Origin of the sequence: Paraburkholderia ferrariae NBRC 106233 (assembly GCF_000685035.1) — a bacterium.
In the GTDB taxonomy this organism is placed as follows: domain Bacteria; phylum Pseudomonadota; class Gammaproteobacteria; order Burkholderiales; family Burkholderiaceae; genus Paraburkholderia; species Paraburkholderia ferrariae.
In genome coordinates, this window is sequence record NZ_BAYB01000026.1 from 1 (window position 1) to 25,858 (window position 25,858).

Here is a 25,858-nt window from a genome sequence, read left to right on the forward strand (position 1 = left end):
CGTGGCCGCCATGGCCAGGAATCGCGTAATAGGTGCGGCCAACGATATCCCGTGGAAGGTGCCGGGCGAACAGCGCCGCTTCCGGCAACTTACGGTGGGTCATCTTGTCGTCATGGGGCGGCGCACCTACGAATCGATTGGCCGCCCGCTTCCCGACCGGGACGTATTAGTGATGGGCACACGGGTTCCCGATGGCGAACCTGTTGCCACCTGCCGCTCGCTGGAAGAAGCCATCGTGCGCATCGCGAACGACGCGCGCGACGAAATCTTCATCGCCGGTGGCGAGGCCATCTACCGCCTCTTTCTGCCCTATGCGGACACGATCTATCTCACCGAAATCGATCTGATGCCGGCGGGCGATACGACGTTTCCCGATCTGCCCTCCGACTTCGAATGCGTGGAAAGAGTCGAAGTCGAAGCACCGATACGCTATGCATTCCTCACCTACCGGCGTGCCGCGGCCTGATCCGCAGGCCAATGCTTCCTGCTAGCCGCCGCTCCCCTCATACGCGGCCCTGAGCGCTGCGGCGTCGAACTTCGTCATTTGCAGCATGGCGTCGGCCACGCGCTTCGCCTTGACCGGATCGGGATCGGCCATCATCGGAATGAGGTCGTCCGGCACGATCTGCCATGACACCCCGAAGCGGTCTTTCAGCCAGCCACAGCCATTGGGCACCGCACCGCCTTCGAGAAACGCACTCCAGTAGCGATCCAGCTCCGCCTGATCGGCACAGTTCACCATGAGCGAAATCGCGTGATTGAAAGGCTCGGCGGCTTCGTGACTCATGGCGATGAAAGACTGCCCGAAGAGTACGAACTCAACGACTCTCGTGGAGCCCGCGCTCGGCACCGGCGTGACCCGAATCACGCGCGAATCGGGAAAGATGCCGGCATAGAAAGCCGCGGCCTCTTCCGCTTGCCTGGCATACCAAAGGAAAGGCGTGATCTTTTGAATCGTCATGGCATGTCTCCTGTCAGGTTTTGGGGAAAGCGAAGGGCGACTGTGCGACACCATCCAGCCCGCCGATCAGGCCATAAAAGCAGGGCCTTAAAAACAGGGCCTTAAAAACGAAGGACTTAAAAATAGCACGCCGGGCGGAAAAACAGCACGCTACGCGAGCAGTTTCACCCATGCGGGTATGACCCCCGTTGTTCTCTCTGCGTGAGGAGAAGCTCAACCTTTTTGATCGGGCGCCGCGCCGAAGCGCTCGAGCACGAAATCGACGAAGCTGCGCAGCTTCGGCGACATCTGGCGATCGCGCAAGTAAAGCAGATTGATCGGCCGCGCGGGCGGCACTTCGTCGGGCAAGACCCGCACGAGGCGCCCGGCCTCGATATCGTCATCGACCAGAATGGAAGGCAGCATGGCAATGCCCATGCCCGCCAGAATGGCGCGGCGCAGCGCGTCGGCACTATCGATTCTCAGCCGGCCGCCCACAGGAACGCTCACCGGGCCGCGTGCGCCCGACAAGACCCATTCGGGCTGTACCGCACGCATTTCGGAGCGCGGCGGGTAGGCATAAGTCAGGCATTGATGCGCGCGCAATGCTTCCGGCGAGGCGGGTACGCCATGCGCTTCGAGGTAAGCGGGCGACGCGCACAGCACGAGCCGATACGGCTGCAAGGGGCGTGCAACAAGATCAGGACTGCCAGGCGTACCGAGGCGAATCGCGGCTTCGAAACCGTCCTCGACGAGATCCGATACGGCGTCGGTCGCCACCACGTCCAGCTGGACCTCGGGATAACGGCGGCAATAATCCGCCAGCGACGGGATCAGGCATTCGCTGCTGAAGATCAGCGGTGCCGTGACGCGCAGCAGACCGCGGGGCGTCCCCAGATGGTCGAGCGCCAATCGTTCGGCATCGTCGATCAGGCCGAGAATTTCGACGCATCGCTCGTAATAGGTGCGCCCAAACACGCTGATCTGCTGCTTGCGCGTAGTGCGGTGAATGAGCCGCGTGCCGAGCCGCGCCTCCAGCGCCTGCAGGTGATTGCCCACCATGGTGGGCGAGAGGCCGCAGGCATCCGCGGCCGCCGTGAGACTACCGGTTTCGACCACGCGTACGAACACGGTCATCGCTTTGAGCAGGTCCATTCCGCAATTTTAATAGGTTCTGCGCCAAATTGCGCTGCCTTTATCCAATTCGACGGGGGAATTAGAGTGTTCTCGTGCTTCAACGATCCTGCCAACCCCGCCAGTTTCTCTTTACTCGCCCATGTACGCACACCCCGCTCGATCCCCGCGCCTCGCACTTCTCGCGACCAGCCTCGGCTTCGCGATCATCTGCCTCGACGTTACCGTCGTGAACGTGGCGCTCAAACGCATTCAGGAAACCCTCGCGGTCGATTCCGCGCAACTCGAATGGGTGCTCAACGCTTATACGCTCGCGTTCGCGAGCCTGCTGCTCAGTGCGGGCGCACTGGGCGACCGGCTGGGCGCGCGCCGCGTCTTCGTGGGCGGCTTTTTCGTATTCACGCTGGCCTCGGTCGCCTGCGGATTCGCTCCGAACGCGTTGGCGCTCGTGGCCGCGCGCACGGTGCAGGGCGTGGGTGCGGCCTTGTGCGTGCCATCATCGCTTTCGCTGCTCAGCGCCACCTTTCCCGATTCGAAGGCAAGAGCGAGGGCGGTCAGCATCTGGGCGGGAACGGCGGCCATGGCATTGGGAGCGGGACCGATCGTGGGCGGCGTGCTGGTTGGCAGCCTGGGCTGGCCGAGCATCTTTCTCATCAACGTGCCCTTCGGCATCCTCGGCATCTGGCTGACGCTGGCCCATGCACCCGATACCCCGCGCAATGCCGCACGCAAACTCGACCTTGCCGGACAAGTGCTGGCGGCGGCTTCGCTCGTCGCACTCACCTTCGCCGTGGTGGAAAGCGGCGACCACGGCTGGAAAAGCCCGGCCGTAACGTGGGGCGTGGCCGGCTTCGTTCTCTTCGGCCTGCTGTTCGTGGTGGTGGAAAAGCAGCAACGGCATCCCATGCTGCCGCTCTCGCTGTTCCAGATACCGGCGGTCAACGCGAGTTCGGTGATCGGGCTGGCGCTCAACTTCGGCTATTACGGACTGATGTTCGCGATGAGCCTTTTCTTCCAGAACGTGTGGCACTATTCACCGCTCCAGACCGGCTTCGCTTTCCTGCCGCTAACCGCGGTGGTCACCGCGGCCAATCTGGTTTCGGGTGCGTTGACAACACGGTTTGGCTACCGGTTTCCAATGGTGCTGGGGCAGGCCCTGGCGGCGGCCGGCTTTCTCGCCCTTGGTCTGATCGAGCGCCACAGCAGCTATCTGATGATTACGGTGCCGTTGTTGACCATCGGTGTTGGCGTCGCGCTGGCCGTGCCGTCGATCAACACCGCCGTCCTCGCTCATGTCGATTCGGGTTCCACCGGCATTGCTTCCGGCGTTCTGAATACCGCGCGGCAGGTAGGCGGTGCGCTCGGTGTGGGGGTTTTCGGCGCACTCGTTGCGGGTGCAGAAGGCAGGATGGTCGAGGGCCTGCATAGCGCGGTACTGATCGCGGCGGCGATATTGGCAGCAGGTTTGATGATTGCGCTCGCAACGATGAGGCCGACCGGGCCGACGACACAACCTGAATCCACGGGCTAACTCTGGGTCCCGCTCGATATCGCCGGCACGCTGGGCTGCATCTATCTCGGGCAGCGCGGGAAGGACCACGCGTCCGCTACGAGCCAGCGCTGGCTGGTATCCATTGTCAGCATGTTTGCCTTCTACATTCTCGTGCTGAATATTTTTCAGCCGGTCACAGGCCCCCAATCCGCTACATTGATTGCCCTGATCGTCGCGCTTTTTTATGTGCTTGCCGGTCTCTGGCTCGGCGCACGATTCGTGGTTGCCGGCATCGTGCTGGCAGTGCTCACCGTGTTCGGCTATTTCATGCTGGCCGCGCATTTTTATCTATGGATGGCCGTAGTGGGCGGCGGTGCGCTCATGCTGGCCGGCCTGTGGCTTCGGAGAGCGTGAATGGATTCGCTGGACGAAGTCATTCATCAACCCGTGCGCCTGAAAATCATGGCTGCACTCAAGGCGCTCCCCGCTCGCGAGTCGATTGAGTTCGTCAGATTGCGCGCGATCGTGGGAGCAACCGAAGGCAACCTCGGCGCCCATCTCGCGACACTGGAAAAATGCGGATACGTCCAGATGGAAAAGGACTTTGTCGGGAAGAAACCGCGAACGTCTATTGCCATGACGAAGGAAGGGCGGCGCGCATTCGAGGGCTACATCAATCATCTCCGCAGCATTCTGGACGGTGCCGCTTAGGCGGCGGCCGCTATGGCGTCTTGCGCGGGGCGCGGATGTAGTAGATATCCCATTCTGCTTCGCCAGTTTGCGTGAAGCCGTGGCGTTGATAGAAGCGATTTGAATCGCTGCCGCGCAACGCACCGACTTTCACCGCAATAGCCTGGGTATCGGCGTCGGCAAAAAGAGCATCAAGGACGATCGAGCCGATACCCTTTCCCTGATGTTCCGGGACGATGTACAGATGTTCGAGCGCAAGCTGATCGTCATCCGGTTTGGCGACCACGAAACCCACCGGCTCGCCATCGACCGCAATGAACCTGCACCATGCCGGATCGAACGAGGCGAGAAAGCGATCTCTCGCGCGCTGGAGATCGAACCGGCCAATGCGTTCCAGGCTCTCCCGCATGGCGCTAATGCGCATTTGGACCAATGTCTCGGCATCGTCGTGTGTCGTGGGCAAGAATGTGATGTTCATTTTTTTCCAATCGGGTTGCGAGTTGTCCTTTATTCACAACCTATTCAACGCCCTGTTCGCCACGATGGACTGCATCGCCCTGATGATCGCACTATGGGTGCACCTGCGCATCTCTCTTCTGCCTGGCCACGTTGCGATCGGCAAGCCGGTGGGCTGGCGCGCCGCCTGGCGCAATACCCGCGGGCATGCCCTCAGCATTTTCGGCACCTGGCTCGCCATCATCGCCCCGGCAATCGGCCTGGCGGTCCTGGTTGGCGGCCAGTCGGGCTCATCGCAATCGCCGCCCACGACCACAACCTCGCCCCCATCATGGCGCTCACGTACGCCGTGCTCGTGGTTCCCGCGCTGACTGTATTTTCAGCCGGTTCCGCGTGGATCTACCGGCGCTACGCCGCTCAATTGATCGCGCAATCGCCGCCTGCATGAATACGGGGGCGACAGGGGCGGGCATTCCGCACGCCCCTGTCGCCCCGCTTGCTTATGCCCGTCGCGTTTTCTCCAGCACGATCGTTTCGAACAACTGATAGTCGGCCGTGGGCGTCTGGTCCGCGCCTGGCGCGTGATAATAGTTCATGGTGATGGTCGTCTTGCCGCCCGCCGTGCCCGGATCGTAGTCGAACACCGCGAGGCCATAGCCGGTGCCGGTATCGCGCCGCGCCGACCAGATCGCATCTTCCAGCGCGTCGGCCGGCGCACGCACGAACGTGCCCACCGTCTTGCCCGGTATCGGGCGGTTGGGCTTCGTGAAGACCTTGGCCTGAACCTGGCCCGTGGCGGCATCCTTGCCATACACGTCCAGCGGCGCGCTGGTTCCGCCGCCGCCCAGGATCAGATGTATCGTGCCCTTGCTGGTGTCGAACGTGGCGTTGTCCGGATCGGAGGCGACAACCGGTTTCGGCTGCAACGTCTCCACCGCCGCGCCCGTCGTCGCATCGACGCCCGCGTTGGCGTTGTATCCGCGCACCGGGTAGCTGCGCTCATAGTCATGATCGTGGCCGCACAGCACGAGATCCACGCCGTAGCGGTCGAACAGCGGCAGCCAGGCCTCCCGGATGCCCTTATCCGAGCCGTTGCCGGTTGACGACGACGAGAGCGCGTCCTGATGCATCTGCACGACGATCCAGTCGATGCCCGGATCGTTCGAAGCGCGGTGCAGCGTTCTTTCGAGCCAGCGTGTCTGCTCGCCGTTGCTGTACCCGCGCACATACAGCGACGTGCCGGGCGCGACAGGCGGATTGCCGGTACTGCTCGCCGGCACCAGCGGGGCCGGCCCGGCTACGAAGGCGGCGGCGTCCTGATAGACCACGTCGTCCGCATCGAGCGACACGAACAGCACCGATCCCACCTGGAAGCTGTACCAGTGGCCGCGAAAATGCGTGCCGTTCTCCGGCAGCGTATAGCGCGTCAGGTAAGAAGCGAGGCCCTGGTTGCCGTTGTTGAATTCGAGTTCGTGATTGCCGGGACACGGCATCCACGGACGGTTGGCCGCCGAGGTCTGCACGTTGTTGCCGAAATCGCGCCACACAGAGGGTTGCGAAGTCGGGTTCAGGTTGCCGTAGCAGAGGTCGCCGTTGAGCAGATGGAAGAGCGGCTTGAACTGCTCCACGGCCGCCACGGCGAAGCGGCTCTGCGGGTACGAGAGAACCCACTTCGTATTGGGCGTGGCAAGATCGCCGTAGCTCGTCCAGCGAAAGCGCGTGCGGCCGCGCGGCGCCGTCTGGAAGTCGGCGGTGAACGGCGTGCCCATGTTGCTGTCGTTGTCCGCCGTCACCTGGTACTGGTAGGGCGTGCACGGCTGCAGGTCGTGCAGCGCAACGTGGTACGTGTAGACCGTTTCGCCGTTGATGCCATCCGTGTAGGTACGCTCCACCGCATGCCGAACCTGCGCGCGCTCGCCCGTCACGCCGATGCTCACGCGGGGATTCACCGCCGCGGCCAGCGAAGCCCACGAGATGACCACCTCGCTGGCCGGGTCGCGCCCCCAGGTCAGGTGAATCTGCTCGGGAGTGCCGTCCGGCGTGGCCGCGACCGCGCTTGTGCTCATGGCCAGCGCGCCGGTCCCGGCGGCGAGGCCCGAAACGCCCGCCAGCTTCAGGAAGCCCCGGCGCGAAACGCCGGTCCGGGGATCGCCGGGTTGATCGTTGTGGGTCGCACAGCACGCGTTCGCGAAAGTCGGGTCTTCGGACATACGGAGCCTCTACGGTGGAATTGGACAGGTTGACTGCTTCGCGCCGAATGGCGCTCGGGCGACGACTAACCCGCCGATTTTTCCGTAAATGCTTTTCGTAACGATGACAGCTTCGAGAAAGCGCCGATAGATTATCTATCGCGCATGATCGCCGCGTACGGCATGACACCGTGTGAGCCTGAAAGCTCACGCAGGCGCAATCACCCTCGCAATCGCTTTGAGCAGCGCGCTCTTCTCGCCTTCGGAGTTGACTGGAAAGCGTTCGAACTCCACTTCGATTCTCACGTCGGCATAAAGTCCGGTGGGATCTTCGTGAAAATGCAGAAATGGCTTCGATTTGCGATAGAAAATGCCCGTCGAGCGTTCGCTCAATCCGGGCAATTCACGTAGCCGGTCAAGCAAACTCTCAAGCTGCTTCAGCGCATCCGGACCCGCGTGTTTCACGATTGCCGTCTCCCATCAAGACCATCGGGGAATCAAATCGCCGGATGAATCGGCTCGACAAACGCCGTTCGATCAAAAGGCGCCTCATAGGGCTCCGGCCAGAATTCGACCATCCGCGTGATTTTGCCTTGTTCGATCGTAAAGAACGAAATAGCTCTGGCGATCAGGAAACCGTCCGTCACGCCCACATCCGAAACAACCTCGTTCTCATTGGCAACAAGGCGATTGATCGTAAAGACCCATGGCCCTTGTGCGGGATAAGCGGTATTGAGCCGCGCGAAATTCGTGGCGCCCCGAATACGCTCGTTCGACTGCGGCCACTCAAGCACGAAGTCCCGGGCCAGAACCGCCTCCACCGCGTGGAAGTCGTTGGTGCTCATCAGGCGCCAAAACGCCTGCACCACGTCGCAGGCGGTCGGATCGTGCAATACCATCGGGGCAGGCTTCATCGCGCTCCTTGTCCAGTCTCTTCAATGTACGCGCTCAAACCGGTTGCGAGCGCATCGAATACCGCCTTGCAGCGCGGATTGCCGCGCAGGTCCTCGTGCATCGTGACCCACGTATCGAGCGAGAACGTGGCGCTCTGCCCGAGTACCCGCACGAGCCGCGGGTCGCGCCGCGCCACGCCGGCCTGGCAAAAGCCGATGCCGCAGCCCGCGCGGATCATCGCCAGTTGCGCAAGGTCGCTGCTGCTGCGGATCGAAAATGCCTCGCGGTGCCAGGTGGGAAACATCTTCGCGGCGTTGCGGATGAACGGCGTCACTTCGTCGAAGCCCACGAGGGCATGACCGGCGAGATCGTCGAGCCTGACCGGCGTGCCGTGGGCGGCAAGGTAATCGTCGCGCGCGTGCAGCCCCACCTCGATCGCGCCGATGCGCCGCGCCACCAGCATCTCCTGCACCGGCCGCGTCATGCGCACTGCAATGTCAACCTCGCGCTGCAGCAGATCCTGCACGCGGTTGCTGACCACCAGTTCGACCACGAGGCCGGGCTGCGCACGCCGCAACTGGGCGATCACCGGCGGCAGCACCTCCACGGACACCACCTCGCTCGCCGAGATCCGCACGACGCCTTTCATGGCCTCGCCGCGGCTCGCCGCCGCCCGCTCCAGCGCGGCCGCGGTGCTGCGCATCGCCTCGGCATAACCACGCAGCGCCGCAGCCGCCTCGGTGGGCAAGAGGCCCGTTTGCGAACGGGTGAAGAGCGGCTGGCCGAACGCCGCCTCCAGCGCCTCGATATGCCGTCCCGCCGTGGGCTGCGTGATGCCCAGTGCGCGCGCGGCCCCCGAAAGCGAGCCTTCGGTCAGCACGGCGAGAAAGGTTCGATACAGTTCCCAGCTCAGATTCGAGACCATACATAAATGTATAGCAGATAGCCTACGTTCGCCAATTTATTATGTGCGAGATACGGCGCAGAATGCCTCCATCGAAACCACGGATCGAAGTGGAGAGCGGACATGGCAACCTCATTTTCCGGGCAACAGGACAAGCAGGCCCTCGTGCTGGGCGCGACCGGCGCCATAGGCGGCGAAGTGGCGCGGCAGTTGCACGAGGCCGGCTGGCAGGTGCGCGCGCTGCACCGGCGCGGCAGCCCGGCCGCGGGAGCGGCGGCAGACGGCATCGAGTGGCAACAAGGCGACGCCATGGACCGCGAAGCCGTGATGCGTGCGGCGAGCGGCTGCCAGGTGATCGTCCACGCCGTGAACCCGCCGGGATACCGCAACTGGTCGCAGCTCGTGCTGCCGATGATCGGCAACACCATCGCGGCGGCGCAGGCCGCCGGCGCGACCATCGTGCTGCCGGGGACCGTCTATAACTACGGGCCGGACGCGTTTCCGACCCTGCGCGAAGACCAGCCCCAGCAACCGCGCACCAGAAAGGGCGCCATCCGCGTGGAGCTCGAGCGCCAACTCCAGGCGGCCACGGCACAAGGCGTACGCACGATCGTCGTGCGGGCCGGCGACTTCTTCGGCCCTCGCCTCACGGCCAATAGCTGGTTCTCTCAAGGCCTCGTCAAGGCGGGCCAGCCCGTGCGCACGGTCCAGTTGCCCGGCCGTCCCGGCGTGGGGCACCAATGGGCCTATGTGCCCGACGTGGCGCGGACCATGATCGAACTGATCGAGCGCCGGGAGACCCTGCCGCCCTTCGCGGCTTTCCACCTCGGCGGCCACTGGGACCCGGACGGCACGAAGATGGCCGAAGCCATCTGCCGCATAGCGCGCCTGCATGGCGCGAAGCCGCGCCAGCGGCGCTTTTCGTGGGCGCTCGTGTTCGCGGCGGCACCGTTCATGACGACGCTGCGCGAACTGCTGGAGATGCGTTATTTGTGGCGGGTGCCGGTGCGGCTCGACAATGCGCGCCTCGTCGCCACGCTCGGCCGGGAGCCGCATACGCCGCTGGATGTGGCCGTCGGGGCCACGCTGGCCGGCATCGGGTGCCTCGACCGTCCGCCTGCTGCCGCGCCCCTCGCAGCTCATGCGAAGTAAGACGCGGTAAAACCCGGCAACACGCGCCGCTCACGCCGGCTCGATCGCCTCGCCCACCACCACGCGGTCGCGCCCGCCCAGCTTCGCGCCGTAGAGGCTCGCGTCGGCCTTTTGCAACCAGGCGATGTGATCGCGCATGTCAGGCCCGCACTGCGCCACGCCCACGCTGATCGTGCACGGGCACGCCGCGCCGTCCAGCGCCGCCTGGATACGCACGGTGGCGACCAGTTGCTCGGCAGCCGCGCGCGCCTCGGTAAGCGTCGCGCCCGGCAGCACCACGCCGAACTCTTCGCCGCCGTAGCGGCCGATCGGGTCCGTCTCGCGGAAATGATCGCGCAGCATGACGGCGAACGCCTGCAGCACCGCGTCGCCGGCCGGGTGGCCGTGGGTGTCGTTCACGCGCTTGAAGTGATCGAGATCCACGAGCAGCAGCGACGACGCATAGCGCCGCTCGCGGCACAGCGCGAACTCGGCCGCCAGCACGGTTTCCCAACTGCGCCGGTTGAGCAGGCCCGTGAGGCCGTCCGTGCGGCTCAGCCGTTCGAGCGTGCGGGTCTGCTCGGCGAGTTGCTGCGAAATGCGATAGGTCGCCCAGCCCAGCGCGAGCGGGTAGACCACGAGGAAAGGCAGGCAGGCGAGTATCGTGGAGAGGCTCGAAAGCGGCTGGAAGACGAAGCCCAGCGTGAGCAGGCCGATGGCGAGGCCCGCCAGGTGAGCGAGGACGCCGCGCGCGAAGAGGCGCAGACCGCCGGCGGCGATGTTGTCCATGCTGAGCATCACGAGGATCAGCACGCACGGCAGCACGTTGAACCGCATCGCGACTACCCAGAAGCCGCCGCATGCGGCGTCGATCACGAGATTGACATGTTCGCCGCGGTACGGCACGTGGCAGGCCAGCGCGGCCCGGCGCGCGACGTGAGGCCAGAGAAAGCCGTGAAAGACCAGCAGGCCCCACAGGACGAAACCGCGCTCCTGCTGCGCGAACACGGACGCCACGCAAAAGAACCCGAGGCCGAGCCCCGCGATCCTCAGACGATAGACGCGTTCGACGAAACGTTTGCCCTTGCCGGCGTTGGCCTTCTGTACTGCACTCATTGCGTTGCTTCTTGCATATTCACGCTGCGCCGGACTCGAAGGACATGGGCTCCTATTGTGCCATTGCCCGGAAAAAAATTTGGGGCTTAACGGTGTGGACGCAACAGCAGACGCAACAGCGGGCGCCCGCGCGGCACGCCCGCCCCGACCTTCCCGCCGCCTGCGGCTCAGGCCGCGAGGAAGCGCTCTGCGAGGCGCACCCAGCAGGCGGCGCCCAGCGGCAAGACCCGGTCGTTGAAGTCGTAGCCGGGATTGTGGACCATGCAACCACCGAACTCGCCTTCGCCATTGCCCAGAATCAGGTAGCAGCCCGGCACGGCGTTGAGCATCCAGGCGAAGTCCTCGCTGCCGTTGAGCCCCTTGGGCGCCTGCGTGACCACCTTGCCTTCGCCCACGAGATCGACGCACACCTGCTGCGCGAGAGCCGTTTCTTCAGGCGTATTGACCATCGGCGGCGTGAGTTGGCGGTAGTCGATCTGCGCCTCTACGCCGTGTGCCTGCGCGGTCAGCGCGACGATCTCGCGCACGCGCGCCTCCACGAGTTCACGCGTTTCGGGCCGGGCGGCACGCACGTTCAGGCCCAGTTGCACCGATTCCGGAATCACATTGTGCGTGGCGCCGCCGCGGATATAGCCGATCGAAACCACCGCCGTTTCATCGGGCGGCACGTTGCGCGCCACCACGGTCTGCAGCGCCGTGATGAGGGCGCCCGCCGCCACCACGGGATCCTTCACGCGGTGCGGCATCGCGCCATGTCCGCCCACGCCCTTGAGCGTCACGTCAGCCACGTCAGACGAAAGGCTCACCGGCCCCGGCAGCACGCGAAACGTTCCCGCCTCTACGCCCGGCATATTGTGCAGCGCATACACGGCATCGCAGGGAAAGCGCTCGAACAGACCATCGTCGATCATCGCTTTCGCGCCGCACAGGTTTTCTTCGTCGGGCTGGAAGATCAGGTTCAACGTGCCGTTGAAGTCGCGCCGGTCGGCCAGTGCCTTCGCCGCCGCGAGCAGGATCGCCGTGTGGCCGTCGTGCCCGCAGGCGTGCATCTTGCCGGGCGTCTGGCTCGCATAGGGCAGTCCCGTGTTCTCGACGATGGGCAGCGCGTCCATGTCGGCGCGAATCCCCAGGCGGCGCTTGCCGTCGCCCACCTTGAGCTGGCCCACCACGCCGCTGCGGCCCATGCCCGTATGCACTTCGTAGCCCCACTTCGCGAGCAGCATGGCGACGAGCTTTGCCGTCGCGCCCACTTCGAAGCCCAGTTCCGGCTGCGCGTGAATCTGGCGGCGAATGCCGATGAAGGTCTCGGCGTCGATTTCGATTTCGGGCAGCAGCGTGGGCAGCAACTGGAACGGCGTGAGATGGGATTCGCGCTTCATGGCGAGGTCGTCCTCCAGATTCGATGTTTAACGAAAAGGTCACGCAACGCGGTTCTCGCGAATGCTCAGTACAGCGAACAGAGTCACGAAGGCGCAGGCGACGAGATAGAGCGCGGGCGTGAGCGGATTGCCCGTTTTCGCGAGCAGCCAGGTCACGACGAACTGCGAACTGCCGCCAAACACGGTCACGCCGATGCTGTAGATGACCGACAGCCCGCTTGCACGCACGTGCTTGGGCAGCAGTTCCATCATGATGAGCAGCATGGGCGTCGAACCGAGATTCGTGGCCGCGGTCATGACAACCGAGAGTAGCAGCACGAGCGGCACGCTCGGATAACGCGTCATCAGCCAGAACGCGGGCACCACCGCGACAATGTTGAAGAGGAGCGACGCCAGCACCAGCGGCTTGCGCCGTGCGAGACGGTCTGCCAGCCGCCCCGCAACGAGCGATGCCACCAGCATCGTCAGGCCGGTGGCGCAGCCGGAGAGCAGCGACAGCGAAGGCGGCATCTTGAGCACGCGAATCATGTAGGTGGGCATGAAGAACACCACGAGATACATGCCGACGGTCCCCGCCGTCACCGCGAGAATGCCCTGCACTACCTGCTTGCCGTGCTCGCGCAGCAGCGTACCGAGCGGACTTCTGGCATCGGGCGCGGCCTCGTGGGTCTCGTCGAGCTTCGAGCGGATATAGAGGCCCACCGGCGCAATCGCGAGACCGCCGAGGAACGGCAGGCGCCAGCCCCAGCTTTCGAGCGCGGCCGGCGTGAGGAAGGTGTAGAGCAACGCGCCCGTCAAGGCGCCGAGCAGCGCGGAAATGCCCTGGCTGCCCAGTTGCCAGCTCACGCGAAAGCCGCGCTGCCCCACGGCGCCCGACTCCATCAGCATGGCCGTGGCCGCGCCAATCTCGCCGCCCAGCGAAAAGCCTTGCAGAAGCCGCCCCGCGAGGATCACGAGCGAGCCCAGCACGCCCGCCTGTGCATAGGTGGGCGCAAAGGCGAGACAGAGCGTGCCCGCGACCATCAGCGCGATGGTGAGCGTCATCGCGGCCTTGCGGCCGCGCCGGTCCGCATAGCTGCCTATCACGAAGGCCCCGAGCGGCCGCATCACGAAGCCGATGCCGAAGGTCGCCACCGCCAGCAGCAGCGAGCCGTAGGGACTGTCCGAGGGAAAGAAGAGCCGGCCGATCAGCAGGGCGAAGAAGCTGTAGACCGTAAAGTCGTACATTTCGAGCGCGTTGCCGATCGAGCAGGCCGCGATGAGCCGGAACTGGCTCGTGCACGAAGCCGCCTGTGGCGCCGCACCGGCAAAGTGCGATGAGCCGGCTTCGTCGGCGGCCGTGAGCGTGACGTCATTCATGGCGGATCTCTGCAGAACGGTGTGAACGAAGCGGGCCGCTGCGCGCCTGCGCGGCTTGCGGCCCATCGTACAGAAAGCTTTCGGCAAGACAACGCCGGCATGGGGCTGCACCGGCCCGACCGATATTCAGCCCGGCTTTATTTTTGAAAGAAGTAGTAAATTTTCATCGTGATAACTGGATGGAATCGACTGGGGGGAGTCGACGCGATTGTGTGGGAGTTTCATCTGCGCGGGTCGACACGAGCGGAAAACGGCGTCGCGGCCAAACGCGGCGGCGGATGCGCGGATGCGCATCACTCGACTTTTCGGTTTTGGCGTAAATTCGAATGCAGCAGAGCGACTGGCACGCCCCTCTCCGGCATTGCTGCTGGCTGCCGCGTGGACGTAACGTCTGCCCCGTAACAGGGATTAGCCGGACTGAACTCCGCGCGGGGCTCCATCGGGAAACGCTGCCCGAGAACGGCCGCTTCAGATAAATGGAAACGACTGTTGTACGCAGACCTCTACCGGGCTCACAGATGAAACCCACGAACATCGCACAGTGCTCGTTCACGCCCGAAGAGGTAGAGGTCGAAATTGGGCAGAGCCTGAAAACACTACGAATACATAAGAATCTGGGCCAGGCGACGGTCGCGGCACGCGCCGGCATACCCGTATGAGACCGTCGTGGCCCGAGCAATCATCTTCCGTTGCAGCCAACTTCTTCTTCTCGCTGTATCGCATAAAAGCACCTCAAAAGGAGGTCCAACTCTTTGGGTGCAGTTCAAATTTAGATGGACACGATCCTCGCCTTCGAGCCTTACGCAATCAAGATGACTTCACCGGTTGCTCACCACGTATCGAGCTGATCGGACGCATCTTCGCCCAGCGGCTTGAGCGCTCCACCATATTATTCGTATAACTAATCAATCGGCAGATGTACGCGCTCTGTCCGAACCCGAAAATGCCCTGGTGGAGTGCTAATCCTCGCGTCTTCCTGGACGTCCCTAAGGGCAGGTCCATTGCCCTTACCCCCCGACAACCAGCTCTAAATTTCCGCGGTCTGCGTCAGAACAGCGTCACAAGCATTGCCAGCGCGATCAAGAGCATGGCGGCGGTAGCGGCCCAGCCGAGGAACCTGAGCCACCCGCGCGCGGTAAACCGACCCATGATGTCGACCCGCGACACGAGCATCATCATGACAACCATCAACGGAACAGCGACGACTCCGTTGATCACGGCACTCCAGTACAGCGCCGCGATAGGATTGATAGCAGTGAAGTTCACGATCATGCCGATGAGCGTCGCGATAGCGATCGTGGCATAGAACGCTTTTGCTTCCTGCACCTTGCGCGTGAAACCCACCGGCCAGTCACGAGCCTCGCCGATCGCACAGGCCGCCGAGCCCGCCAGAACGGGGACGGAAAGCAGGCCGGTTCCCACGATACCGGTCGTAAAAAAGAGCGCGGCGAATCTGCCTGCAACGGGACGCAGCGCCTGTGCTGCCTGCGCGGACGTCTGGATGTCGACGATGCCTGTGACATTCAACGTCGCCGCCGTGGTAGCAAGAATCGCAAGGGCCACCAGGTTCGACAACCCCATGCCCAGCAGCGTGTCGATTTCGATGCGGTGTAGCGCCTTGCCGCCCTGCTCCGGTGCTTGCAACAGGCTCAGCCGCCGCGGATGGGCGCGCATGTCCTCGACCTCTTCCTCCGATTGCCAGAAGAACAGATACGGGCTGATGGTCGTTCCAAATACGGCAACGACGGCGGTGAGATAGTCCGATGTCCAGCCGATGTGCGGCACGAAGAAATGACGGGCCAGACTAGCCCAGTCAATATGGACCACGGCCACCACCGCAAAGTAAGCGAACAGCGAGAGGGTGAACCACTTCAGCACCGACACGTAGCGTGTGTACTGCAGCAGCAGTTGCATGCTCACGCAGATTACGGCAAAGAACAGCACGTACAGCCATTTCGGCCCGGCGACGAGAAGTGCCATTGCGTCGGCCATCGCCCCCAGGTCCGCGCCCAGATTAATGACATTGGCCACCAGCAGCAGTACCACGACCCACTGCAGCAGCCAGTTCGGATAGTGGCGCCGCAGCACGCCCGCGATGCCATGGCCGGTCGTGCGCCCGATGCGCGCGCTGATCATCTGGATCGCGACCATGAGCGGGTAGCTGAAGAGCAGCGTCCATGACAGGCCATATCCGAAGGCTGCACCGACCTGGCTGTACGTTGCGATCCCACTGGGATCGTCGTCGGATGCCCCCGTGATCAGTCCCGGCCCCAGTACGCCAAGAAGGCGCGGCTTGCTGGGGCCGACCACCGGGTCGCCCGCGACGCTTGCCGGCTCCGGCGGGAGGTCGGTGCCGCGCATCAGCTTGCAGCCCCTGGCCAGGTCCAGTTCCGGATCGCGTCCGGATCGATCCCTTCCGCATGCGCGTAGGCGAGATGTTCGATGATCTGGCCGCGCAGCCACTCCTTCGTATGCGCGCCGACCGTGCGCAGCGCCGGCACGCGGTCGATGACGTCGATGGCCAGCGAGAAACGGTCCACCTGGTTGATGATCGCCAGTTCGAGTGGCGTGTTGATGTTGCCTTTCTCGCGGTAACCGTGGACGTGCATGTTGCGATGGTTGGCCCGGTTGTAGGTCAGCTTGTGCACGAGCGACGCATAGGAATGGAAATTGAAGATCACCGGCCTGTCCGTCGTGAACAGCGAATCGAAGTCCCGGTCGGACAGCCCGTGCGGATGGTCGGTGTCCGGCATCAGGCGGAACAGATCCACCACGTTGACGAAGCGGATCTTCAGATCAGGGAAATGCGATCTGAGGATTTCCACCGCGGCCAGTGCCTCCATGGTTGCGATGTCACCGGCGCAGGCCATCACAACGTCCGGGTCCGCGCCCTGGTCGGTCGACGCCCAGTCCCAGATGCCAATGCCCTTCGTGCAGTGAACGGCAGCGGCATTGGCATCCAGATACTGCAGATGGGGCTGCTTGTCGGCGACAATGACATTCACGTAGTCGCGGGAGCGCAGGCAGTGATCGGTCACGCTCAGCAGACAGTTCGCGTCAGGCGGGAGGTAAATGCGGACAACATCCGGACTTTTATTTGTGACGACATCAAGGAAGCCCGGGTCCTGGTGGGTAAAGCCGTTGTGGTCCTGCCGCCATACGAGCGAAGTAATGAGCAGGTTCAGCGACGGCACCGGCTTGCGCCAGTCCAGGTCGCGCTTTGATTTCTCGAGCCACTTGGCGTGCTGGTTGAACATCGAGTCGATCACGTGCACGAATGCTTCGTAGGTCGCAAAAAAACCGTGACGGCCTGTGAGCAGATACCCTTCAAGCCACCCTTCGAGCGTGTGTTCACTCAGCATCTCCATGACCCGGCCATCCGGCGAAAGATCCCCGCCGTCGGCATCGGATGGTTCGGTCTGCGCCAGCCAGGTCTTGGGCGACGCCTCGTAGACCGCCGTCAGGCGGTTGCTGGCCGTCTCGTCCGGTCCGAACATGCGGAAGGAGGTCATGTTCCGTCGCATGACGTCGCGCAGGAAACGGCCGAGCACCTCGGTCGTCGGAACATACCTGCTGCCCGGCCCCCTCACCTCGATCGCGTAGTCACGAAACTCCGGCATGTCGAGCGCGCGCGAAAGCAGTCCGCCGTTCGCGTGCGGATTGGCGCTGATCCGACGGTCGCCCCGCGGGGACAGTTCGCGCAGTTCAGGAACCAGCCGGCCCCGCTCGTCGAACAGGTCCTGCGGCGCATAGCTGCGCAGCCAGTCCTCTACCAGCTTCAGGCTTTCAGGGTTCGTGGCAGGATCCAGGACAGGCACCTGATGGGCGCGCCACGATCCTTCGACACTGTGGCCGCCAACTTCCTTCGGCCCCGTCCATCCCTTCGGCGTGCGTAACACGATCATGGGCCAGCGCGGCCGCGTCGTGTCGCCGGTTTCGCGCGCATGCCGCTGGATCGCACGAATTTCATCCAGACACGTATCGAGCGTGGCGGCCATTTTCTGGTGCATCGTCACCGGATCGTCACCCTCGACGAAGTAGGGCTTGTGGCCATACCCGATGAACAGCGCCTCGAGCTCTTCGTGCGGAATCCGCGCGAGGATGGTGGGGTTCGCAATCTTGTAGCCATTCAGATGGAGCACCGGCAACACCGCCCCGTCGCGAACCGGATTGAGAAACTTGTTCGAGTGCCACGACGTCGCAAGCGGCCCGGTTTCGGCCTCGCCATCACCGACCGCCACTGTCACAACCAGATCCGGGTTATCGAATGCCGCGCCGTAGGCGTGCGAGAGACTGTAGCCAAGCTCACCGCCCTCGTGAATGGACCCCGGCGTTTCCGGTGTGCAATGCGAGCCGATGCCCCCCGGAAAGGAGAACTGACGAAAAAACCGTCGCATGCCAGGCTCATCCTCCGTGCAGTCCGGGTAGATCTCCGAATAGTGCCCTTCGAGATAGGCGTGTGAAAGCGTCGCCGGCGCGCCGTGCCCGGGGCCGGAGATGAAAATCACGTCGAGGTTCCGCTCGCGGATGACGCGATCCAGGTGCACGAGCACGAAGCTCTGTCCCGGATCGGAACCCCAATGGCCTAGCAGCCGGTTCTTGATATGTTCCGGTTTCAAAGGTTCGCGCAGCAAGGGGTTATCGCGCAGGTAGATCATGCCCGCGGAAAGATAGTTGCAGGCCAGCCAGTAGCGGTCCATGTTGCGCACCACATGATCCGGCAACGGTTTCTGGCTCGGAGAATCAGTCATCATGGCTCCCAGGGGGAATATGGGGCGTCGGGCGCCTGCCAGGTTGGTGGCATCCCACCGCGAGCTGGTCACACGATCGCATTCGGGCATGCCACTGCCGAAACAAAACAGCGGATGTTATACAGCGTGACTTCGGCTATCTCACGCATTGCCTCGACCGTAAAAAAACCTTGGTGTCCCGTCACGAGAACGTTGGGAAAGGTCAGCAGCAACTGGAACACGTCGTCATCCAGAATGTTCGACGAGCGGTCACGAAAGAAAAGAATCTCTTCCTGCTCGTACACGTCGATTGCGAGAGAGCCAAGATGCCTGCTTCTCAGGGCATCAATAACGGCACGCGTGTCGATCAGGCCGCCCCGCGACGTGTTGACCAGCATGGCGCCGCGTTTCATCTGTCCCAGCGTATCGCCGTCGATCATATGCCGGTTAGCGTCGGTTAGTGGACAGTGCAGCGACACGATGTCGGACTGTGCAAGAAGAACGTCGAGCGACACCTGGGTTCCGAGTTCCGCGAACGCCGACGAGACCGATACATCGAAGCCCAGGACCCGGCATCCGATGCCCTTGAAGATACGCGCGGTGGCCATACCGATCCGGCCCGTCCCGACGATGCCGACCGTCTTGCCCGACAGCGTCATACCGAGCAGTCCATCCAGCGAAAAATTGCCTTCGCGCACGCGCAACCACGCGCGGTTGGTATGCCGGTTGAGCGTCATCACCAGTGCGAGCGCATGTTCTGCGACCGCTTCGGGAGAATACGCCGGCACGCGGGCCACGAAAAACCCCAGCCTTTCCGATGCCTGGATGTCGACATTGTTGAAGCCTGCGCAACGCAAAAAGATGGCACGCACGCCTTGCCCGGCCAGCGCTTCGAGTACCGCCGCGTCGAGCCTGTCATTCACGAAAACGCAAACGGCGTCTGCCCCCTGAGCCAGAGAGACGGTCTGGTTCGAAAGCGACGCTTCCTGATACACGAACTCGACATCCAGCCCGGCCCCATGGCGTTGCAGGCTCTCTTCGAGAAAGCGCCGGTCGTACGGTTGACTGCTAAAAACGGTAATCCGCATCCGTCTCTCCGCTATGCATCCAGATGGCGCCCACTCCACGCCTGAAGCTGGGCGAGATATTGCCCGCGGGTGTATGCCCTCGGGTCTTTCAGGCGCGCAAAGCTCATCGCACCGCGGATACCATCAAGCGAAGCAACGCCCCGAGTCTCGAGCCACTCGTCCAGCCCGCGCAGTATCGTGCTGAAACAGCCTGGACCGTCGCGCAATACCGCTGACGTCACCATGACCACGTCCGCGCCCGCATAGAGGTATTTGATCGCCTGTTCGGCATTCTCCACCCCGGTCGACGCGGCGAGCGACGCCTGCACCCGTCCTGCCAGCAGCCCGATCCACTGCAGCGGCAGGCGTATGTCAACCGGCTGACTCAGGACCGGCTCGCTCGAAAGGGTAAGCCGATACAGATCGATGTCCGGCTGCACAAACCGGTTGAATATCACGAGTCCGGCAGCGCCTGCCTCCACAAAACGGCTTGCCATGTTTCCCACGTTGGTGAAGTATGGCCCCATCTTTACGGATAACGGGATCGTGAGGGCTCCGTGGAGTTCCTGCACGGTCCTGACGTAGCGCATCTCGATCGCTGAACCGCTTTCCGAAAGATCGGTCGGTACCGCAAACAGGTTCAACTCGAGCGCGTGCGCACCCGCCTGCTGAAGCTGCCGCCCATGGTCCAGCCAGCCCCCGGGCGTCGTCCCGTTCATGCTCGCAATCACGGGAATAGACAGACGATCGCGCGCGCGACGCACCAGATCCAGGTAGCGCTCGGGAAGAAGCCCGTATGGGCCGGACGCAATGTGTACCGGAGGAAGATAGTGCTGGGGCGCTTCGGCGCTATGATCGACGCCCATCGAGAGGATCGCCTCGCGCCGGCTGCCCACGGCGTCGATCTGCTCTTCGAAGAGCGACGGCAGCACGACAGCGGCCGCGCCGGCATCCTCCAGACGCATCAGATGATCGAGTTGCCCATTCGCGGGCGATGCCGATGCGACGAGCGGATTACCCAGCGTCAACCCGAGCCAGGATGTCGTCAGATCCATTGCGCGTTCTCCTCGTAATACACATGCGGGCGCGATATGCGGCCGTCATGCGTCGACCCTGCTGGCACCGTTGACGGACGGCGCATTGTTCCAGAACCGGCTGCCGTCGCGGGCCGCAAGATCCTCGTACTGGCGAAACTTTTCGTCGACCCATCGTTGTGCCGCGTCCAGCAGACGGGCCGCCGTATCACCGTCGCTCTCAGCCAGCGAACTGTAGCGGATCTCGTTGTACGCATAGTCTTTCAGCGGAATGGAAGGCCGCAACGAGTCGAGCTGGAAAGGATTCGCACCGACCTGTCGCATGGCCGGGTTATAGCGGAACAGGGGCCAGTAACCACTGACCGTCGCGAGCGCCTGCTGGTGCATGCCCTGACGCATGTCGATACCGTGCGCAATGCAATGGCTATACGCGAGAATCAGCGACGGACCGTCGTAAGCCTCCGCCTCACGAAACGCCTGCAGGGTCTGCTGCGGGTTCGCACCCATCGCGACCTGGGCGACATAGATGTTGCCATAGGCGATCGCCTGCAATGCCAGATCCTTTCGGGGCACGCGTTTGCCAGCCGCCGCGAACTTGGCGACCGCCGCGAGCGGTGTTGCCTTCGACGATTGCCCGCCGGTGTTCGAATACACCTCGGTGTCGAGCACGAGCACATTCACGTCACGGCCCTGTGCGAGCACATGATCGAGGCCGCCATAACCGATGTCATAGGCCCAGCCATCTCCGCCGACAAGCCAGATACTGCGCCGAACGAGGTGGTCGACCACTGACAGCAGGTCACTTGCCCGTACATCATCGGGGAGCCCCAGCAGACGGGTCTTCAGCAGTGCCACACGCTCACGCTGTGCACGAATGTCGGACTCCTGCGTCTGGGGTCCCTCCAGGATGGCCGCTGCGAGATCTGCGCCAACCTGCGGCGCCAGCTCCTTGAGCCGGCGGTGCGCGAGCGCCAGTTGCTGATCGGCTGCGAGCCGGAAGCCCAGCCCGAACTCCGCGTTATCCTCGAACAGCGAGTTCGACCATGCTGGCCCCCGGCCTTCCTTATCCTTCGACCACGGCGTAACGGGCAGATTGCCGCCGTAGATCGAGGAGCACCCCGTCGCATTCGCGATCTGCAGCCGGTCGCCGAAAAGCTGGCTTAGCAGGCGCAGATACGGCGTTTCCCCACACCCCGCGCATGCCCCCGGGAACTCGAACAACGGCTGGAGGAACTGAACGCCCCGCACGTTTGCAAAATCGACGCGGGCCCGGTCATTGACCGGCAGCGATTCGAAGAAGCGGATGTTGCCGCGCTCCAGCTCCAGGACAGGCAGCTTGTCGACGATATTCAGGGCCTTCGTTTCCGGCTCCACGGCGCTGTATGCAGGACAGGCTTCGACACACAGCCCGCATCCGGTGCAGTCCTCGACATAGATCTGCAGCGAAAAACGGGCTTCCGGATAGCCGCGAGCATTGACAGGGGCGGACGGAAACGATTCCGGGGCGCCGGCGAGGCGATCCTCGTGAAAATAGCGGGCGCGGATCACGCCATGGGGACACACGAAACCGCACTGCCCGCACTGGATGCACAGGTCGCTGCGCCACTGCGGCACCGTGTCGGACACGTTGCGTTTCTCGTAAGCGCTCGTGCCCGACGGGAACGTGCCGTCCGCAGGCATGAGGCTGACGGGAATGGCATCACCCTTGCCGGCGAACATCATCGCAGTAACGTCGCGCACGAAACCGGGTGCATCGATCGGCACGACTGGCGGGGGCTCGCCGCCGTCCGCCGTCTCCGGCACCTTCACCTGTTGCATTCGGGCCAGCGCGCCATCGACCGCGGCGTCGTTCATCTGTACGACCCGCTCGCCCTGTCGTCCGTATGTTTTGCGGATTGCCCTCTTGATCGCCGCGATCGCCTCATCGCGTGGCAATACGCCGGACAGTGCAAAGAAACAGGTCTGCAGCAGCGTATTCACGCGAAAGCCGAGACCCAGTTCGCGCGCGGCGGCCGACGCATCGATCACATAGACGTTCAGCTTGCGGTCGATGATCGTCTGCTGCACCGGGCGCGGCAGGTACTCCCATACTGCGTCAGCGGAATAGGGCGCGTTGAGCAGGAAGGTCGCGCCCGGCGCGGCGTATTGCAACACGTCCACGCGCTCAAGGAAGTCGAAACGATGGCATGCCACGAAGCCAGCCCGGCTGATCAGGTACGGCGCGTGAATCGGGCGTGGGCCGAAACGCAGATGCGATACCGTCTGCGCGCCGGACTTGTGCGAGTCGTACACGAAGTAGCCCTGCGCATAGTTGCCGGTGTCCTCGCCGATGATTTTCACGCTGTTCTTGTTCGCGCCGACCGTGCCGTCCGCACCCAGTCCGTAAAAAACGGCCCGCGTCACATCGTCCGGCTCGATGTCGAATGCCGGATCGTAATCGAGACTCAGATGCGTGACGTCGTCTTCTATCCCCACGCTGAAGCTATGACGCGGCTGCGATTGTTCCAGTTCATCGAACACGGCCTTCGCCATCGCCGGGGTGAAGTCCTTGCTTGAGATCCCATAGCGGCCACCGGTCACCAGCGGCAACGATGCACGCTCGCCGCGACTGAACGCGTTTGCCAGCGTCGCGACCACGTCCTGGTAAAGTGGCTCCCCCGAAGCACCCGGCTCCTTGGTCTGTTCCAGAACGGCGATACGCGTGACCGACGCAGGCAACTCCGCCAGGAAATGGGCGGCTGAAAACGGCCGGTAAAGCCGCACCTGCAGCACGCCTACCCTGCGACCCTGCGCGGTAAGCGTCTTGACGGTTTCCTGCACGGTTTGCGCGCCCGAGCCCATCAGCACGATGACGTGTTCCGGGTCCGGCGCGCCGGCATATTCGAACAGCCGGTAACGGCGCCCGGTCAGGTCACCAAAGCTGTTCATGAGCTTTTCGACAATACCCGGGACCGCATCGTAATAGCGGTTGACCGCCTCGCGGGCCTGGAAATAAGTGTCGGGATTATGTGCCGTGCCGCGCACGAACGGCCGCTCGGGACTGAGGGCGCGGCCACGATGCGCACGGATCAGTTCGTCGTCAATCATCGCGCGCAGCACGTCATCGTCGAGCAGTTCGAGCGTGTTCAGTTCGTGAGACGTACGAAATCCATCGAAGAAATGAAGGAACGGCACGCGCGATTCGAGGGTTGCAGCCTGTGCAATGAGTGCGCTGTCGTGCGCCTCCTGCACCGAAGCGGCGCTGAGCAGTGCAAAGCCCGTCATCCGCGCGGCCATCACGTCGGAGTGATCGCCGAAGATTGACAGTGCTGACGTCGCGAGTGAGCGGGCCGCCACATGAAAGACCGTCGAAGTCAGCTCGCCTGCGATCTTGTACATGTTGGGCAGCATCAGCATCAGCCCCTGGGATGCGGTGAACGTCGTCGTCAACGCACCCGATTGCAACGCGCCGTGCACTGCGCCCGCGGCACCTCCTTCTGCCTGCATCTCCTGCACGACCGGCAGATTGCCCCACAGGTTCTGAATGCCTTCTGCCGTCCATTGATCCGCCAGCTCCGCCATCGGCGAGGACGGCGTGATCGGGAAGATCGCACACACTTCGTTCAGTTTATAGGCAACGGTCGCAACCGCCGTATTGCCATCCATCGTGCTCCGGGTCATCGCGGGACCTCCATGGCAGGGACAGCAATCGCGTCCGTCTCCGGCACCATGTCGATCGCATGGCAAGGGCACTGTTCAAAACAGACCGCGCAACCGGTACAACGCTCGAGTCTCACCTGATAGCCCCTGGTTGGCCCGAGCCGCTCGATGGCCTGGGTCGGACACGCGGCGTAGCAGTTGTCGCACTCGTAGCAGTTGCCGCAGGAGAGGCAACGACGCGCCTCGTGAAGCGCCTGGCCTTCGTCAAGGCTGCCAAGCACCTCCTCGAAACCACCGCGCTCGCCGACAGGCAGTGCGGGCTGGGTGGACGGTATCGCATCGCTGTACAGTGGCAGGTGCAGCGCATCGAATCCGACGACTGCATGGCGCTCAGACCTGATGAGCGAGGCGCCGCCAAGCCACGCGTCGATGTGACGGGCCGCGCGTTTGCCGTGGCCCGTCGCCGTGGTCACCGTGCGGTTTGCCGGCGTCATGTCGCCGCCCGCGAAAATGCCGGCGCAGCCCGTCTGAAAATCCTCGCCGACAATCACTGTGCCATCCGCTGCGAAGCCAATGCCCTGGACAGTGCGCAGGAATCCCGTGTCGGTTTGCTGGCCGAGTGCGAGAATCAGCGAATCGGCTTCCAGCGTCTCGTACTCGCCGGTCGGCTGCGCGCGGCCATTGCCATCCAGACGCATCTTTTCCACCCGGACGGACGTCCCGTCAACGTCCCGGATACTCGACAGCCACTGGATGCGCACGCCCTCTTCCAGCGCCTCTGCAGCTTCGAACGGCAGCGCGCCCATGTGCTCGCGGTCACGGTAATAGACGATCACCGCTTCTTCCGCGCCCAGCCGACGCGCGGTGCGCGCCGCATCCATCGCGGTATTCCCGCCGCCGTACACCATCACGCGCCGCCCCAGTTGCGGCCGCTCCCCCGTGCCGGCCGCGCGCAGCAACGTAACCGCGTCGAGCACCCGCGCCGCATCGCGAGCCGGAATGTCGATGTGCCGGGCCACCTGGGCACCTATGGCAAGCAGCACCGCATCAAAGCGGCCCGTCGACTTCTCCGAGAGCACGTCCTCCACCTTCCGGTTCAGCACAATACGGATGCCAAGCGACTCGAGGCGACCGATCTCATGGTCCAGGACATCGCGCGGCAACCGGTATGCCGGAATCCCGAAGTGCAGCATGCCGCCGGCTACCGGGCCCGCCTCATGGATCTCGACCGAATGACCGCGCAGGGCAAGATGCCATGCGGCGGAAAGACCGCATGGCCCGGCGCCCACGATCAGCACGCGCCTGCCAGAGGGCGGTGCTGGCGTGACCTGCCAGCCGTGCTCAAGCGCCTGATCGCCGAGAAAGCGCTCTACCGCGTGCACGGAAACCGCGCTGTCGAGCGAGCCCCGATTGCATGCCGTCTCGCATGGGTGATAGCAAACCCGACCGTGGATGGCGGGAAATGGATTATCCGTGACCAGGCGTCGCCACGCGGCTTCGTACTTTCCGGCCTGCGCCAGCGCGAGCCAGCCCTGGATGTCCTCGCCGGCGGGGCACGCGTCGTTGCAGGGTGGCAGCAGATCGTGCCAGACCGGATGCTGCGTGCGCACCGGCCCCGTCGCCTGCCGACGGGTCAGGTCCACGGCAGGACTCATGTTTTGCAGGCGGATGTTCATTCGAACCTCCATTCGTATGTGGGGTATC

At 63.6% G+C, this 25,858-nt stretch carries 22 protein-coding genes; 6 read left to right on the plus strand and 16 right to left on the minus strand.

The features are described from left to right. The first annotated feature begins 1 nt into the window (after window position 1). Window positions 2–466, plus strand: coding sequence for a dihydrofolate reductase (locus tag BFE01S_RS25140; protein ID WP_028227882.1), 465 nt, complete (start codon window positions 2–4; stop codon window positions 464–466). Window positions 467–487: 21 nt separating this feature from the next. Here BFE01S_RS25140 and BFE01S_RS25145 read toward each other — a convergent pair whose 3' ends face one another. Beyond that, window positions 488–961 (minus strand): VOC family protein, encoded by a 474-nt coding sequence (locus BFE01S_RS25145; RefSeq protein ID WP_028227883.1) that lies wholly within the window; start codon window positions 959–961, stop codon window positions 488–490. Window positions 962–1,174: 213 nt separating this feature from the next. After that, window positions 1,175–2,095 (minus strand): LysR family transcriptional regulator, encoded by a 921-nt coding sequence (locus tag BFE01S_RS25150; protein WP_028227884.1) that lies wholly within the window; start codon window positions 2,093–2,095, stop codon window positions 1,175–1,177. 121 nt (window positions 2,096–2,216) lie between these two features. Between BFE01S_RS25150 and BFE01S_RS40100 the strand changes: the two genes are divergently transcribed. The 3 genes from BFE01S_RS40100 (at window position 2,217) to BFE01S_RS25165 (ending at window position 4,277) form a co-directional block, all read left to right on the plus strand. Beyond that, complete coding sequence (locus BFE01S_RS40100) at window positions 2,217–3,605, plus strand: MFS transporter (RefSeq protein WP_042338500.1); 1,389 nt, start codon at window positions 2,217–2,219, stop codon at window positions 3,603–3,605. 111 nt (window positions 3,606–3,716) lie between these two features. Then, window positions 3,717–3,980 carry a hypothetical protein gene (locus BFE01S_RS40105; protein WP_042338501.1) on the plus strand — a complete coding sequence of 88 codons (264 nt, stop codon included), beginning with the start codon at window positions 3,717–3,719 and terminating at the stop codon, window positions 3,978–3,980. After that, window positions 3,981–4,277 carry a winged helix-turn-helix domain-containing protein gene (locus tag BFE01S_RS25165; protein WP_028227885.1) on the plus strand — a complete coding sequence of 99 codons (297 nt, stop codon included), beginning with the start codon at window positions 3,981–3,983 and terminating at the stop codon, window positions 4,275–4,277. A gap of 10 nt (window positions 4,278–4,287) precedes the next feature. On the opposite strand, the gene BFE01S_RS25170 is transcribed toward BFE01S_RS25165, so the two are convergent. Beyond that, window positions 4,288–4,734 (minus strand): GNAT family N-acetyltransferase, encoded by a 447-nt coding sequence (locus BFE01S_RS25170; protein WP_028227886.1) that lies wholly within the window; start codon window positions 4,732–4,734, stop codon window positions 4,288–4,290. Here BFE01S_RS25170 and BFE01S_RS25175 point away from each other — a divergent pair. Beyond that, window positions 4,727–5,083 (plus strand): hypothetical protein, encoded by a 357-nt coding sequence (locus BFE01S_RS25175; protein WP_042338503.1) that lies wholly within the window; start codon window positions 4,727–4,729, stop codon window positions 5,081–5,083. The genes BFE01S_RS25170 and BFE01S_RS25175 overlap by 8 nt on opposite strands. Before the next feature lie 129 nt (window positions 5,084–5,212). On the opposite strand, the gene BFE01S_RS40110 is transcribed toward BFE01S_RS25175, so the two are convergent. The 4 genes from BFE01S_RS40110 to BFE01S_RS25195 form a co-directional block, all read right to left on the minus strand. Beyond that, entirely contained in the window at window positions 5,213–6,922 is a 1,710-nt protein-coding gene (locus BFE01S_RS40110) for a purple acid phosphatase family protein (protein ID WP_042338507.1), read from the minus strand. 186 nt (window positions 6,923–7,108) lie between these two features. Next, the gene (locus BFE01S_RS25185; RefSeq protein WP_028227888.1) at window positions 7,109–7,366 is read right to left on the minus strand and encodes a hypothetical protein; all 258 of its coding nucleotides are present in this window, start codon (window positions 7,364–7,366) and stop codon (window positions 7,109–7,111) included. 32 nt (window positions 7,367–7,398) lie between these two features. Then, complete coding sequence (locus BFE01S_RS25190; protein ID WP_245621192.1) at window positions 7,399–7,815, minus strand: nuclear transport factor 2 family protein; 417 nt, start codon at window positions 7,813–7,815, stop codon at window positions 7,399–7,401. Beyond that, window positions 7,812–8,720, minus strand: a complete 909-nt coding sequence (locus BFE01S_RS25195; RefSeq protein ID WP_028227890.1) for a LysR family transcriptional regulator — start codon at window positions 8,718–8,720, stop codon at window positions 7,812–7,814. Before BFE01S_RS25195 ends, BFE01S_RS25190 begins: the two co-directional genes overlap by 4 nt. A gap of 102 nt (window positions 8,721–8,822) precedes the next feature. Here BFE01S_RS25195 and BFE01S_RS40115 point away from each other — a divergent pair, with 102 nt between their 5' ends. After that, the gene (locus BFE01S_RS40115; RefSeq protein ID WP_042338510.1) at window positions 8,823–9,851 is read left to right on the plus strand and encodes an NAD-dependent epimerase/dehydratase family protein; all 1,029 of its coding nucleotides are present in this window, start codon (window positions 8,823–8,825) and stop codon (window positions 9,849–9,851) included. A 30-nt stretch (window positions 9,852–9,881) separates the two neighbouring features. Here BFE01S_RS40115 and BFE01S_RS25205 read toward each other — a convergent pair whose 3' ends face one another. The 9 genes from BFE01S_RS25205 to BFE01S_RS25245 form a co-directional block, all read right to left on the minus strand. Continuing rightward, window positions 9,882–10,946 carry a diguanylate cyclase gene (locus BFE01S_RS25205; RefSeq protein ID WP_028227891.1) on the minus strand — a complete coding sequence of 355 codons (1,065 nt, stop codon included), beginning with the start codon at window positions 10,944–10,946 and terminating at the stop codon, window positions 9,882–9,884. Window positions 10,947–11,113: 167 nt separating this feature from the next. After that, window positions 11,114–12,325 (minus strand): M20 aminoacylase family protein, encoded by a 1,212-nt coding sequence (locus BFE01S_RS25210; protein WP_028227892.1) that lies wholly within the window; start codon window positions 12,323–12,325, stop codon window positions 11,114–11,116. Between the two features lie 39 nt (window positions 12,326–12,364). Continuing rightward, window positions 12,365–13,684 (minus strand): MFS transporter, encoded by a 1,320-nt coding sequence (locus BFE01S_RS25215; protein ID WP_028227893.1) that lies wholly within the window; start codon window positions 13,682–13,684, stop codon window positions 12,365–12,367. 1,047 nt (window positions 13,685–14,731) lie between these two features. Continuing rightward, window positions 14,732–16,045: an NRAMP family divalent metal transporter gene (locus BFE01S_RS25220; RefSeq protein WP_028227894.1), complete on the minus strand. Its 1,314-nt coding sequence runs from the start codon at window positions 16,043–16,045 to the stop codon at window positions 14,732–14,734. After that, complete coding sequence (locus tag BFE01S_RS25225) at window positions 16,045–18,435, minus strand: phosphoketolase family protein (RefSeq protein ID WP_028227895.1); 2,391 nt, start codon at window positions 18,433–18,435, stop codon at window positions 16,045–16,047. The genes BFE01S_RS25220 and BFE01S_RS25225 overlap by 1 nt, the downstream gene beginning before the upstream one ends. 68 nt (window positions 18,436–18,503) lie before the next feature. Continuing rightward, window positions 18,504–19,502, minus strand: coding sequence for a 2-hydroxyacid dehydrogenase (locus BFE01S_RS25230; RefSeq protein ID WP_028227896.1), 999 nt, complete (start codon window positions 19,500–19,502; stop codon window positions 18,504–18,506). Window positions 19,503–19,513: 11 nt separating this feature from the next. After that, window positions 19,514–20,536, minus strand: coding sequence for a dihydroorotate dehydrogenase-like protein (locus BFE01S_RS25235; RefSeq protein WP_028227897.1), 1,023 nt, complete (start codon window positions 20,534–20,536; stop codon window positions 19,514–19,516). A gap of 45 nt (window positions 20,537–20,581) precedes the next feature. Next, entirely contained in the window at window positions 20,582–24,160 is a 3,579-nt protein-coding gene (nifJ, locus tag BFE01S_RS40120) for a pyruvate:ferredoxin (flavodoxin) oxidoreductase (protein WP_084170140.1), read from the minus strand. Window positions 24,161–24,171: 11 nt separating this feature from the next. Then, complete coding sequence (locus tag BFE01S_RS25245; RefSeq protein WP_028227898.1) at window positions 24,172–25,830, minus strand: NAD(P)-binding protein; 1,659 nt, start codon at window positions 25,828–25,830, stop codon at window positions 24,172–24,174. Window positions 25,831–25,858 lie beyond the last annotated feature (28 nt).

Excerpts from the sequence above, each read along its gene's own strand:
- BFE01S_RS25165 (WP_028227885.1), top strand. The coding sequence starts at position 3,981 with ATGGATTCGCTGGACGAAGTCATTCATCAACCCGTGCGCCTGAAAATC.
- BFE01S_RS25210 (WP_028227892.1), bottom strand. The coding sequence starts at position 12,325 with ATGAAGCGCGAATCCCATCTCACGCCGTTCCAGTTGCTGCCCACGCTG.
- BFE01S_RS25235 (WP_028227897.1), bottom strand. The coding sequence starts at position 20,536 with ATGGATCTGACGACATCCTGGCTCGGGTTGACGCTGGGTAATCCGCTC.
- BFE01S_RS25205 (WP_028227891.1), bottom strand. The coding sequence starts at position 10,946 with ATGAGTGCAGTACAGAAGGCCAACGCCGGCAAGGGCAAACGTTTCGTC.
- BFE01S_RS25215 (WP_028227893.1), bottom strand. The coding sequence starts at position 13,684 with ATGAATGACGTCACGCTCACGGCCGCCGACGAAGCCGGCTCATCGCAC.
- BFE01S_RS25170 (WP_028227886.1), bottom strand. The coding sequence starts at position 4,734 with ATGAACATCACATTCTTGCCCACGACACACGACGATGCCGAGACATTG.
- BFE01S_RS25230 (WP_028227896.1), bottom strand. The coding sequence starts at position 19,502 with ATGCGGATTACCGTTTTTAGCAGTCAACCGTACGACCGGCGCTTTCTC.
- BFE01S_RS25150 (WP_028227884.1), bottom strand. The coding sequence starts at position 2,095 with ATGGACCTGCTCAAAGCGATGACCGTGTTCGTACGCGTGGTCGAAACC.
- nifJ (WP_084170140.1), bottom strand. The coding sequence starts at position 24,160 with ATGGATGGCAATACGGCGGTTGCGACCGTTGCCTATAAACTGAACGAA.
- BFE01S_RS25195 (WP_028227890.1), bottom strand. The coding sequence starts at position 8,720 with ATGGTCTCGAATCTGAGCTGGGAACTGTATCGAACCTTTCTCGCCGTG.
- BFE01S_RS25220 (WP_028227894.1), bottom strand. The coding sequence starts at position 16,045 with ATGCGCGGCACCGACCTCCCGCCGGAGCCGGCAAGCGTCGCGGGCGAC.
- BFE01S_RS25190 (WP_245621192.1), bottom strand. The coding sequence starts at position 7,815 with ATGAAGCCTGCCCCGATGGTATTGCACGATCCGACCGCCTGCGACGTG.
- BFE01S_RS40100 (WP_042338500.1), top strand. The coding sequence starts at position 2,217 with ATGTACGCACACCCCGCTCGATCCCCGCGCCTCGCACTTCTCGCGACC.
- BFE01S_RS25245 (WP_028227898.1), bottom strand. The coding sequence starts at position 25,830 with ATGAACATCCGCCTGCAAAACATGAGTCCTGCCGTGGACCTGACCCGT.
- BFE01S_RS40115 (WP_042338510.1), top strand. The coding sequence starts at position 8,823 with ATGGCAACCTCATTTTCCGGGCAACAGGACAAGCAGGCCCTCGTGCTG.
- BFE01S_RS25145 (WP_028227883.1), bottom strand. The coding sequence starts at position 961 with ATGACGATTCAAAAGATCACGCCTTTCCTTTGGTATGCCAGGCAAGCG.
- BFE01S_RS40110 (WP_042338507.1), bottom strand. The coding sequence starts at position 6,922 with ATGTCCGAAGACCCGACTTTCGCGAACGCGTGCTGTGCGACCCACAAC.
- BFE01S_RS25175 (WP_042338503.1), top strand. The coding sequence starts at position 4,727 with ATGTTCATTTTTTTCCAATCGGGTTGCGAGTTGTCCTTTATTCACAAC.
- BFE01S_RS25225 (WP_028227895.1), bottom strand. The coding sequence starts at position 18,435 with ATGACTGATTCTCCGAGCCAGAAACCGTTGCCGGATCATGTGGTGCGC.
- BFE01S_RS40105 (WP_042338501.1), top strand. The coding sequence starts at position 3,717 with ATGTTTGCCTTCTACATTCTCGTGCTGAATATTTTTCAGCCGGTCACA.